This is a genomic window from Streptomyces sp. NPDC029292 (genome assembly GCF_055569295.1).
Genome location: NZ_JBVHXR010000002.1, coordinates 518908 through 529170 on the forward strand (window position 1 = coordinate 518908; position 10263 = coordinate 529170).

The following is a 10263-nucleotide window of genomic DNA, read 5'->3' on the forward strand; positions in this document are numbered from 1 at the left end:
TGTCCGAGGACTCCCGCACGAGAGGCGCCCCACCTGTGACTGCAATTCCCCAGGGTCGTACCCGCCGGGCCGCGCTGGTGAGCGCGATGAGCGCACTGGTCGTGACGGGGACGGGGCTGACGGGGTGCAGTAGCGAGGACCCGGACGCGGGCACGAACGGGGTGGGCAAGCTGCCCGCCGCCACGATCCAGGCGAAGACGCGCAAGGCGGCCGACTCCTCGGATGCCGTACGGCTCTCCGGAACCGTCGTGACCAACGGGATCACGTACACGCTCGACATGCGCCTCAAGTCCGACGGCGGCACCGGGTCGGTCACCTCGAAGGGGGCGACCTTCCGGCTGCTGCGGGTCGGCAAGCATCTCTTCCTGAAGGCGGACACCGAGTTCTGGAGCCAGCAGAACGGCAAGAGCGGCACGTCCGCGGCGGACACGTCCGCCGCGGCGAAGCTCGACGGCATGTATGTGAAGGTCCCGACCGGTGACCCCGCCTACAAGCGCTTCAGCGGCTTCACCGACAAGGACGTCCTCCTCGACGGCCTCCTCACGCTGCACGGCACTCTCGCCACGGACGGCCATCACAAGCAGTCCGGCGTGCGCACCATCCGCATCACCGCGGGCAAGGGCGCGGGCGGCTCCCTCGACGTCTCCCTGAAGGGAACCCCCTACCCCCTCCTGCTGGTCCGTGCGGGCAACGCGGGCACCCTCCGCCTCACCGACTGGGGCAAGGACTTCGCCCTGGAGGAGCCCGCCAAGAAGGAGACGGTGGACTACGGGCAGCAGCTGCCCACGTCGTGAGCCCTGACGGCTCGTAAGCCTCTAGCGGCGCTTGCGCTTCCTGAGGAGGCGGGGCAGGGCGGCCGGGATCGGCTGACGGGTCGTCGCCGGCGTCGGGAGCGGCGGAGCCGAGAGGGAACCCTCGGGGAATTCCCGCGTGCTGCTCTGGGGCTCCAGGCGGAGCACCCGGCACTCGCGGGCCCAGCGGCGGGGCATCTCCTCGCCGTCGGGCGCGTTCAGCCGCTTGCCCTTGAGCTCGGCGACCGCCGCGTCCCACTCGGGGGAGTCCGGCGTCAGCTCCACGACCTTCGCGGACCAGGCCACGAGCCGCCCGCCCTTGTCCTTGCTGCGTACGGTGACGATCGCGTCGCCCCCGTCGACCAGGCCCGGCAGCGGCTGCTCACCGGGCCCGTCGCCGACCAGACAGGCCGCGCCGTCGTGCCACACGTGCCACAGCGCGCGGGAGGGCACATCGTGGCCCTGGACGTGCAGCGCCGGCGCGTCGTTGCCCCGCACCCAGATCAGCCCGGACTTCTTGGTGGCCTCCTCGACGAGGGCCTGGTCGAGCAGCTCTTCCGTCATGGGGCCAAGACTATCCAGCCTGCCTCTACAGCCAGCCGTTGCGCTTGAGAATGCGGTGGATCGAGAGGCAGAGGCCGACCGTGATGCCCATCATCACCGGGTACCCGTACCGCCAGTGCAGCTCCGGCATGTACTCGAAGTTCATGCCGTAGACACCGCACACCATCGTCGGTACGGCGATGATCGCGGCCCACGAGGTGATCTTGCGCATGTCCTCGTTCTGCGCCACGGAGGCCTGCGCGAGGTTGGCCTGGAGGATCGAGTTGAGCAGCTCGTCGAAGCCGAGGACCTGCTCCTGCACCCGGGCGAGGTGGTCGGCGACGTCCCGGAAGTACTTCTGGATGTCGGGGTCGATCAGCCGCATCGGGCGCTCGCTCAGCAGCTGCATGGGGCGCAGCAGCGGCGACACCGCCCGCTTGAACTCCAGCACCTCACGCTTGAGTTGGTAGATCTGACCGGCGTCCGTACCGCGCGGCGTGCCCTTGCGGCCGGGCGAGAACACCTCGGTCTCGACCTCGTCGATGTCGTCCTGCACGGCGTCCGCGACCGCGATGTAGCCGTCCACCACATGGTCGGCGATCGCGTGCAGCACGGCCGAGGGGCCCTTGGTGAGCAGCTCCGGGTCGTCCTGCAGCCGGTGCCGCAGCGCCCGCAGCGAGCCCTGCCCGCCGTGCCGGACGGTGATGAAGAAGTCCCGCCCGGTGAAGCACATGACCTCGCCGGTCTCCACCACCTCGCTGGTGGCGGTCAGTTGGTCGTGCTCCACGTAGTGGATGGTCTTGAAGACGGTGAAGAGGGAGTCGTCGTACCGCTCCAGCTTGGGCCGCTGGTGGGCCTGTACGGCGTCCTCGACGGCCAGCGGGTGCAGCCCGAACTCACCGGCGATACCGGCGAATTCGGCCTCGGTGGGCTCGTGCAGGCCGATCCACACGAACCCGCCGTCGCGGCGCACCTGACGCATCGCCTCGTGCGGCGTCAGCTGCTCGCTGCTCTCGACGCGGGCACCGTCGCGGTAGACGGCGCAGTCGACTACCGCGGAAGGGGTCCCCGGGTCACGGGTGGTGTCGTACGAGCCACTGTCCTTGCGCAGCGAGGGACGGGGGCGGACCGCGGCGCGCAGGTCACGGATCATCGACATGGCAGGCTCCTTCGCAACAGAGGCCGCCGGGCGACGGTTGAAACTACCCGGAATGGGGACGTCCTGACTGCGGATGTTTGGCACGTCCACAAAGCGGGGAGCACCGCACCGTCGCGGTGGCAGCTTCGCTACTGATTCAGATCAGACGGATCTGTCAGATGGATCAGGTGGAAACGAAGTGCTCTTCCGTCGGTGCACCAGACAGACAAACGCAAGTGCGAGAGGCGGCAGCGGGCAGAGCCAGAGCTACATCAGCGGCCGGAAGAGCGGGTAGTACTGCACGGTCGACTTCGGTCCATTGCAGCCCCACCTCCTCCGGCCGGTCCCCCGTAAGGGACGATCCATCCCCCGTGGGGGAGTCTGCTCCCCGTGGGGAGTCAGCGTCAGTGCGTCGGAGCTCGAGAGCGACGCTTCTGCGTGCTGCCCCGACCAGCGGCCAAGACTATCAGCGCACTGAAGCGTCAACGCGCCGCTTTGCCCGTTGTTGACCGCGAGGTCCGGGGCGCGCGGGCAGAATTGACGCGGCCTATGCTCAGCGCATGGCTGATGTTCTTCCTCTGGTCGAGGCCCGTTTGCGCTCTGCGCTGGGCGAACCCGACGCGCGGGCCGCGGTCACCTTCCTCGGCACCGACCGCGTCGAAGTGCTGCGCTTCACAGAGGGCGACATCGTCCGCTACGCGACGCTCGGCATGTCCGCCCAGCCGATGGCGGACCCGACGGTGGTCCTCGCCGACCCGGTGAAGGGTCCGCGCGCCGAGCTGATCCTGTCCGTACGCCCGAGCGGCGCCGACACCGACAAGGTGCTCCGCCCGCTCGCCGTGCTCGCCGCGTCCCCGCAGGTCGAGGGGCTGATCGTGGCCCCCGGCGCCTCGCTCGACGTCGGTGAACCCCTGTGGCCCGGCGCGCCGTTCACCTCGGTCCTGGTCGCGGAGTCCGGCGGCCTGGTCGAGGACCTGGAGCTGGACGAGCCCGCCGATCCCGTACGTTTCCTGCCGCTGCTCCCGATGACGCCCAACGAGGCCGCGTGGAAGCGCGTGCACGGCGCGGGCGCCCTCCAGGAGCGCTGGCTGAACGGCGGAACGGACCTGCGCGATCCACTGCGCAAGTCCGTCCCGCTGGACTGAGTAGTCCCTTCCGCCGACTTGATGCCGGTTCAGTTCCCGGCCGGAATCGGTCAGTTGGCGAAGACAGTGACACTGTCCTCTGTGGAGTGCTTCGGCTCCAGTTCCTCGGCCTCGTGAGTCAGGGCGTTCCGTCGTACGAAGACCACCACCGCGCCGAGAACCGCCGTGACCGCGGCGACCACGAACGGGATGTGGATGTTGCTCCACTCCTCGATCTTCGGCGCGAAGTACGGCGCCGCGGCGGCCGCGAACCACCGCACGAAGTTGTACCCGGCGCTCGCCACCGGACGCGGCGCGTCCGAGACGCCCAGCGCCAGCTCCGTGTAGACGGTGTTGTTCACTCCGATGAAGGCACCGGACAGGATCGTGCAGACGACGGCGGTGGTGTGGCTGCCGTAGCCGAGCACGAGCACGTCGGCGGCCAGCAGCACCAGCGAGCCGCCGAGCACCTTCAGGGAGCCGAACCGGGCCTGCATGCGCGGGGCGACGAAGACCGAGAAGACGGCGAGCAGCACGCCCCAGCAGAAGAAGACCGCACCCGACTTGTACGGGGTCATGTTCAGCACGAACGGCGTGAAGGCCAGCACGGTGAAGAACGTGTAGTTGTAGAAGAACGACGAGACCGCGGCCGAGGCGAGTCCGCCGTGGCCGAGCGCCTTGATCGGGTCGAGCAGTGAGGTCTTCCTGGCGGGCTTCGGCTGCTCCTTCAGGAACGCCGTGATGCACAGGAAGCCGACCGCCATCAGGAACGCGGTGCCGAAGAACGGGTAGCGCCAGTTGGCGTTGCCGAGCAGTGCGCCGAGCAGCGGCCCGCACGCCATGCCGAGGCCGAGCGCCGACTCGTACAGCAGGATCGCCGCGGCGCTTCCTCCCGCCCGTCGCCCGCCACCGCCCCGGCCGGAATCGCTTCGCGATGCCCCCATTGGATTCGCCGCGCCGACGATGACGGCGAGGGCCGTCGAGACGAAGAGCGCGTTGCCCAGGCCCCAGCCGGCCCGGAACCCGACGAGTTCGCCGACCGACCCGGACGTGCCCGCGAGCGCCGCGAAGACCACGACGAACGCGAGACCGAGCAGCAGCGTCTTGCGGCCGCCGATGCGGCTGGAGACGAAGCCGGTCAGCAGCATCGCGACGGCCGTGATCAGGAAGTATGAGGTGAAGAGCAGCGAGACCTGGCTCGGTGTGGCTTCCAGGCCCTTGGCGATGGACGGCAGGATCGGGTCGACGAGCCCGATGCCCATGAAGGCGACGACGGACGCCCCGGCGGTCGCCCAGACGGCCCTCGGCTGACGCAGGAGGCCGCCGGCTCCTGTGTCGAACGGGTCGGCTTCGGTCGGCCCTCCTGTACTGGCTCCTGTGGTGGTGCGCATACGTGGTCCTCGCAGTCCTCGACGAGATCGTTGCCGTATACACATAATAAGTTAGCCGACCTAATTAATGCAAGTGCCATCTACTTTTCGGACGTGACAGGCACACGCCGAACGGGTGATCGTCCTTGACGCGGGGAAGGACGGGGAGGACCGTTGGGCCCTATGAGGGGCGAACCCAGTTGCCCGAAGTGTGGTGGCCGGGTCAGGGCTCCCGGCCTCTTTGCCGACTCCTGGCAGTGCGACGTGCACGGCACCGTGCATCCGCTGCAGCCCGTGATCCCGCCCAGCGTCGAGGCCCTCGGTGTGGTCGTGCATCACGCCCGGGTACCGGTGTGGATGCCGTGGCCGCTGCCCGTCGGCTGGCTGTTCACCGGTGCGACCTTCGCCGGTGACGACCGCAGCGGCGGGCGCGCGACCGCCGTCGCCTGCTCGGGCCCCGGACCGCTCGGCGGCATAGGGGAGCTGATCCTCGTCGCCGAGGAGCTCGGTGTAGGCCTGGGTGCGCGGTACGCGGGCCTCGACGGGCCCGACCCCGGCCCGTACATGAGCGTCGAAAAACCGCCCCAGACGAAGGTCCTCGCGGCCGGTCGCCCCACCCCGCTCTGGCATGTCTCCGGCACCCCCGACGACCGCGCCGTCTTCGCGGGCGAGGCGCTCGGGCTGTGGCTGTGGGCGGTCGTGTGGCCCGAGCAGTCGGGGCTGCTGATGTACGACGAGCTGGTGCTGACCGATCTGCGGGACGCGGGCGCGGAGGTGGATCTGCTGCCGTGCGGGGCGCTGTCGCCGCGGATTCTTGAACCGTAGGGGCCTGTAGGGGGCGCTCTATGGCTGAGGGTGTGACAAGGGAGCGTCGGATTCCCGTTATCCTTGAGCGTTCCCTTCCGTCCCGTCCTTGTCTGGAGTCCGCGTCGTGCGCATCGATCTGCACACCCACTCCACCGCTTCCGACGGTACGGACACCCCGGCCCAGCTGGTCCGCAACGCTGCCGCCGCCGGTCTGGACGTCGTCGCGCTGACCGACCACGACACGACGCGCGGATATGCCGAGGCGATCGCCGCGCTGCCCGAGGGGCTCACCCTCGTCACCGGGGCGGAACTCTCCTGCCGCCTGGACGGCATCAGCATGCACATGCTGGCCTATCTCTTCGACCCCGAGGAGCCTGAGCTGTTCGCCGAGCGCGAGCTGGTGCGGGACGACCGGGTGCCGCGCGCTCAGGGCATGATCGCCAAGCTCCAGGAGCTCGGCGTGCCGATCAGCTGGGAGCAGGTGGCGCGCATCGCGGGCGACGGATCCGTGGGGCGGCCGCACATCGCGTCCGCTCTGGTCGAGCTGGGTGTCGTGGACAGCGTCTCCGACGCCTTCACCGAGGAGTGGCTCGCCGACGGCGGCCGCGCCTATGTGCCCAAGCACGAGACCGACCCGTTCGATGCGATCCGGCTGATCAAGGGTGCGGGCGGCGTCGCCGTCTTCGCGCACCCGGCCGCCGCCAAGCGGGGCCGGACCGTGCCGGAGTCGGCGATAGCGGAGCTCGCCTCCGCGGGCCTCGACGGCATCGAGGTCGACCACATGGACCACGAGCCGGCGACCCGGGCGCGGCTGCGGGGCCTGGCCGCCGAGCTGGGGCTGCTCACCACGGGGTCCAGCGACTACCACGGCAGCCGTAAGACGTGCGTGCTGGGGGAGTTCACCACTGACCCCGAGATCTACGGGGAGATCACCCGGCGGGCGACCGGGGCGTTTCCGGTGCCCGGCGCGGGTGGCGGCTCGCGCCCGTAAGTACACGGGAGTGAGCCCGGTTCCCCTGTTCGGCTCCCGCTGTTTTCGAGGCACCCGGCGCTGGTCGCTGTGCCCACCTTCCCCCACTCTCGGCCTCGCTCGAGCGGGGGACCCCATCGCCCTGCGGAACGCCTGCCCACAGCGGTAGCGGCGGTACCGCTGTCCAGCTTTCACCACCCCTGCAAGGTCTCACCTGTGTTCGACGTCGCCGTCTTCGGCTCCCTCTTCCTCACTCTCTTCGTGATCATGGATCCCCCCGGGATCACCCCGATCTTCCTCGCGCTCACCGCCGGACGCCCCGCCAAGGTGCAGAGGCGGATGGCCTTCCAGGCCGTCTGTGTGGCGGGCGGAGTGATCGCGGTCTTCGGACTGCTCGGGCACCAGATCCTGAACTACCTGCATGTCTCCGTGCCCGCGCTGATGATCGCGGGCGGGCTGCTGCTTCTGCTGATCGCCCTCGACCTGCTGACCGGCAAGACGGACGAGCCGAAGCAGACCAAGGACGTCAACGTCGCCCTCGTACCGCTGGGCATGCCGCTGCTCGCGGGCCCCGGCGCGATCGTCTCGGTGATCCTGGCGGTGCAGAAGGCCGACAGCGTCGCCACGCAGGTGTCCGTGTGGACCGCGATCCTCGCGATCCACGTCGTGCTGTGGGTGGTCATGCGGTACTCGCTGCTGATCATCCGCGTCATCAAGGACGGCGGTGTCGTGCTGGTGACCCGCCTCGCGGGCATGATGCTCTCCGCGATCGCGGTGCAGCAGATCATCAACGGGGTCACGCAGGTGATCCAGAGCAGCTGAGCGCCTGCGGGGACGCCTTCGGGTGCGGCCCCGGGCACGCGCAGAGCCCCGTACGGCGTCGGTACCGTACGGGGCTCTGAAGTGTGAGAAAGCGTCCGCGTGTTATGAGGCGGACGAATCGGCCGGGCGGATCCACAGTCGCTGCCCGATGGCGGCGGCCTGCTGAACGATCCGGTTGACGGAGGCGGCGTCTACAACGGTGCTGTCCACGGGCGTGCCATTGACATCGTCGAGTCGCATGATTTCGAAGCGCATGGGCTTCTCCCTTCGTCTGGTCATCCTCCTGAGGAGAACTACTGGTGTGTGGTGCGCGAGGCGACAGTGTCCCCGCTTCCGTTCGTATTCAACGGGGTGCGTGTTACAAACATTCCCTACGCTAAGGAAATTTTTCGAGAACCTAATTACTGGCGGGTAGGGGTGGTGGCAGGGAGCTCATTGGGACCGGTTGTATTCACAGCGTGACGGCCGGGACAATGGGAGGCAATGAACGACGACCTCATGGGACCCGACGACCTCGCGATGCTCGGCGCCCGCATCGACCGCACGAACGAGCTGCTCCATCGCATGCTCGCCGAGGTGGCGAAGACGCCCTCGACCCATGCGATCTTCGTCGACGCCGGATATCTGTACGCGGCCGCGGGACGGCTCGTCGCCGGGACCGAGGACCGCCGCTCCTTCGACCTGGACACCGAAGGCCTGATCGAGGCACTCATCGACAAGGCCCGCACGATCTTCGCGGACAGCAGGCTGTTGCGCGTCTACTGGTACGACGGCGCGCGGCGCCGCATCCACACCGCGGAACAACAGACGATCGCCGAACTCCCGGACGTGAAGGTGCGGTTGGGCAACCTCAACGCCAACAACCAGCAGAAGGGCGTCGATTCACTCATCAGGTCCGACCTGGAGTCTCTCGCCCGGCACCGCGCCATCAGCGACGCCGCGCTCCTCGGGGGCGACGAGGACCTGGTGTCGGCGGTCGAGGCGGCGCAGGGGTACGGGGCGCGGGTCCACCTGTGGGGAATCGAGGCCCCCGAGGGCCGCAACCAGGCCGAGCCGCTCCTCTGGGAGGTCGACAGCCAGCGCACCTTCGACCTCGACTTCTTCAAGCCGTACGTCGCACGGCGTACCGCCGCCACGTACGACGCGACGGCGGCGAGCCGTCCCGCGCGGGAGGACGTGCGCTTCGTGGGCGCGCAGATCGCCGCGAAATGGCTGGCCGCGCGCGGGCGCGAGGCGTTGGTGGAGCTGCTGCCCGGACATCCCTATCTGCCTGGCTCGGTCGACCAGGATCTGCTGGTCGAGGCCGAGGGGCTGCTGCAGTACTCGCTGCGGGGTCAGGCGGATCTGCGCCGCGCTCTGCGGGACGGCTTCTGGGAGCACCTGCAGGCGCAGTACTGACTCACTGGGCGCGGTTCCAGAAGTCGGCGAGGGCGCGGGCCGTTTCCAGGGGCTGATCCGTGTTCGGGGAGTGCTCGGCTCGTCGTACGACGGTGCGGTGGGCCTTGAGCCGTGCGGCCATGTCGTCCAGGAGGGGAACCGGCCAGGTGTCGTCGCGGTCGCCGGAGAGCACGTGCTTCGGCAGGGCGAGGGCGGCCAGCTCGGCGACACGGTCGGGCTCGGTGCACAGCTGGCGGCCCGTCGCGATGAGCTGGGCGGGGCTGTTGCCGAGCCAGCGGCGCCGGAGGTCGGCGCGGTCGTCGAGCCCCGAGTCGAGCTCGCCCGTGTCGGTGTCCTCGGGCGCCTCCATCGCCTGTATCGCCTCCCACACCTCGGCCATGCCCATCACGGCGAGCGCGTCCCGGAGCAGCTTGACGCGCTGCTGCTGGGACACGGAGATCTGGGCCGGGCCCGAGGACATGAGGGTCAGCGAGATGAACGAGGACGGGTCCAGCAGCACCGCGGCGCGGGCGATCTGTCCACCGAGGGAGTGCCCCACGAGGTGTACCGGGGTGCCGAGGGTGTCGGCCTGCGCGAGCACGTCCCGCGCCAACTCGCCCTGCCCGTACGCCGTTTCGTCGTGCTCCGGGCCCTCGGTCTGGTACTGCCCGCGCCCGTCCACGGCCACCGTCCGATACCCCGCCATCGCCAACGGCTCATGCAGCGCGATGAAGTCCTCCTTGCTCCCGGTGAACCCCGGCAGCAGCAGCACGGTCCCTCTCTCCTGCCCGCGCGCTGCCGCGTCGAGCACGGCGAACTCACCGCGAGCGGTGGGGAGCCGGTGGGCACGGACACCGGCGGGCGGGACGAAGGAGGGGGGCCTGCTCATGCCCTCGAGGCTATAGGGCCCCCTTGAGGCTCGCTCTGCCGGTGGGTGGACGCCGCCGCCCCTGCCCCCGTCCCGTCCTGGGGCTCCGCCCCAGACACCGCTCCTCAAACGCCGGAGAGGCTGAATTTCTCCGGTGCTGGAGATCTTCTAGCCCGTCCGGCGTTTGAGGACGAGGCCGTTAGGCCGATACGGGGGTCTGGGGGCGGAGCCCCCAGGTACGGGACGGGCAGGGGCGGAGGGGGCGAAAAACCGATGGCCCGGCCCCACCAGCAGGTGGGACCGGGCCATCGGACAGGGGATCAGCTCTCCGCGGACTCCACGGCAGCCGCAGCCTTGCGGGTGCGACGGCGCGGCTTGACCTCGGGCTCCTCGGCGGCCTGGGCCGGGATCTCGGCTTCGACGGTGGCGACGGCGGCCTTGCGGGTGCGGCGA

Annotated in this window: 11 protein-coding genes; 6 read left to right on the forward strand and 5 right to left on the reverse strand. The window is 69.5% G+C overall.

Features of this window, described 5'->3' with window-relative positions; genetic code table 11:
• Positions 1-35 precede the first annotated feature (35 nt).
• Positions 36-794 carry a hypothetical protein gene (locus ACZ4WS_RS07245; protein WP_467977975.1) on the forward strand — a complete coding sequence of 253 codons (759 nt, stop codon included), beginning with the start codon at positions 36-38 and terminating at the stop codon, positions 792-794.
• A gap of 21 nt (positions 795-815) precedes the next feature.
• Here ACZ4WS_RS07245 and ACZ4WS_RS07250 read toward each other — a convergent pair whose 3' ends face one another.
• Together ACZ4WS_RS07250 and ACZ4WS_RS07255 are read right to left on the reverse strand one after the other, a co-directional pair.
• Positions 816-1355, reverse strand: coding sequence for a hypothetical protein (locus tag ACZ4WS_RS07250; RefSeq protein ID WP_467977976.1), 540 nt, complete (start codon positions 1353-1355; stop codon positions 816-818).
• Between the two features lie 25 nt (positions 1356-1380).
• A complete protein-coding gene (locus ACZ4WS_RS07255) occupies positions 1381-2493 on the reverse strand; it encodes a magnesium and cobalt transport protein CorA (RefSeq protein WP_467977978.1) in 1113 nt (370 codons plus the stop codon).
• A 539-nt stretch (positions 2494-3032) separates the two neighbouring features.
• Here ACZ4WS_RS07255 and ACZ4WS_RS07260 point away from each other — a divergent pair.
• The gene (locus tag ACZ4WS_RS07260; protein WP_467977980.1) at positions 3033-3617 is read left to right on the forward strand and encodes a suppressor of fused domain protein; all 585 of its coding nucleotides are present in this window, start codon (positions 3033-3035) and stop codon (positions 3615-3617) included.
• A gap of 50 nt (positions 3618-3667) precedes the next feature.
• Here ACZ4WS_RS07260 and ACZ4WS_RS07265 read toward each other — a convergent pair whose 3' ends face one another.
• Complete coding sequence (locus ACZ4WS_RS07265; protein ID WP_467977982.1) at positions 3668-4987, reverse strand: MFS transporter; 1320 nt, start codon at positions 4985-4987, stop codon at positions 3668-3670.
• Positions 4988-5149: 162 nt separating this feature from the next.
• Between ACZ4WS_RS07265 and ACZ4WS_RS07270 the strand changes: the two genes are divergently transcribed.
• The 3 genes from ACZ4WS_RS07270 to ACZ4WS_RS07280 all read left to right on the forward strand — a co-directional run bounded on the left by ACZ4WS_RS07270 (position 5150) and on the right by ACZ4WS_RS07280 (position 7565).
• Entirely contained in the window at positions 5150-5791 is a 642-nt protein-coding gene (locus ACZ4WS_RS07270) for a DUF6758 family protein (RefSeq protein ID WP_467977984.1), read from the forward strand.
• 106 nt (positions 5792-5897) lie between these two features.
• Complete coding sequence (locus ACZ4WS_RS07275; RefSeq protein WP_467978343.1) at positions 5898-6764, forward strand: PHP domain-containing protein; 867 nt, start codon at positions 5898-5900, stop codon at positions 6762-6764.
• Between the two features lie 195 nt (positions 6765-6959).
• Entirely contained in the window at positions 6960-7565 is a 606-nt protein-coding gene (locus ACZ4WS_RS07280) for a MarC family protein (protein ID WP_467977986.1), read from the forward strand.
• A 102-nt stretch (positions 7566-7667) separates the two neighbouring features.
• Here the strand turns inward: ACZ4WS_RS07280 and ACZ4WS_RS07285 are convergent, their stop codons facing one another.
• Positions 7668-7820, reverse strand: coding sequence for a hypothetical protein (locus ACZ4WS_RS07285; protein WP_168530098.1), 153 nt, complete (start codon positions 7818-7820; stop codon positions 7668-7670).
• 228 nt (positions 7821-8048) lie between these two features.
• Here ACZ4WS_RS07285 and ACZ4WS_RS07290 point away from each other — a divergent pair, with 228 nt between their 5' ends.
• Positions 8049-8963: an NYN domain-containing protein gene (locus ACZ4WS_RS07290; protein ID WP_467977988.1), complete on the forward strand. Its 915-nt coding sequence runs from the start codon at positions 8049-8051 to the stop codon at positions 8961-8963.
• Between the two features lies 1 nt (position 8964).
• Here ACZ4WS_RS07290 and ACZ4WS_RS07295 read toward each other — a convergent pair whose 3' ends face one another.
• Positions 8965-9831: an alpha/beta fold hydrolase gene (locus ACZ4WS_RS07295; RefSeq protein ID WP_467977990.1), complete on the reverse strand. Its 867-nt coding sequence runs from the start codon at positions 9829-9831 to the stop codon at positions 8965-8967.
• Positions 9832-10263 lie beyond the last annotated feature (432 nt).

What these genes read in the sequence shown, in the direction of transcription:
- ACZ4WS_RS07250 (WP_467977976.1), bottom strand. Translation starts at nt 1,355, where the DNA reads ATGACGGAAGAGCTGCTCGACCAGGCCCTCGTCGAGGAGGCCACCAAG.
- ACZ4WS_RS07255 (WP_467977978.1), bottom strand. Translation starts at nt 2,493, where the DNA reads ATGTCGATGATCCGTGACCTGCGCGCCGCGGTCCGCCCCCGTCCCTCG.
- ACZ4WS_RS07260 (WP_467977980.1), top strand. Translation starts at nt 3,033, where the DNA reads ATGGCTGATGTTCTTCCTCTGGTCGAGGCCCGTTTGCGCTCTGCGCTG.
- ACZ4WS_RS07265 (WP_467977982.1), bottom strand. Translation starts at nt 4,987, where the DNA reads ATGCGCACCACCACAGGAGCCAGTACAGGAGGGCCGACCGAAGCCGAC.
- ACZ4WS_RS07270 (WP_467977984.1), top strand. Translation starts at nt 5,150, where the DNA reads ATGAGGGGCGAACCCAGTTGCCCGAAGTGTGGTGGCCGGGTCAGGGCT.
- ACZ4WS_RS07285 (WP_168530098.1), bottom strand. Translation starts at nt 7,820, where the DNA reads ATGCGCTTCGAAATCATGCGACTCGACGATGTCAATGGCACGCCCGTG.
- ACZ4WS_RS07290 (WP_467977988.1), top strand. Translation starts at nt 8,049, where the DNA reads ATGAACGACGACCTCATGGGACCCGACGACCTCGCGATGCTCGGCGCC.
- ACZ4WS_RS07295 (WP_467977990.1), bottom strand. Translation starts at nt 9,831, where the DNA reads ATGAGCAGGCCCCCCTCCTTCGTCCCGCCCGCCGGTGTCCGTGCCCAC.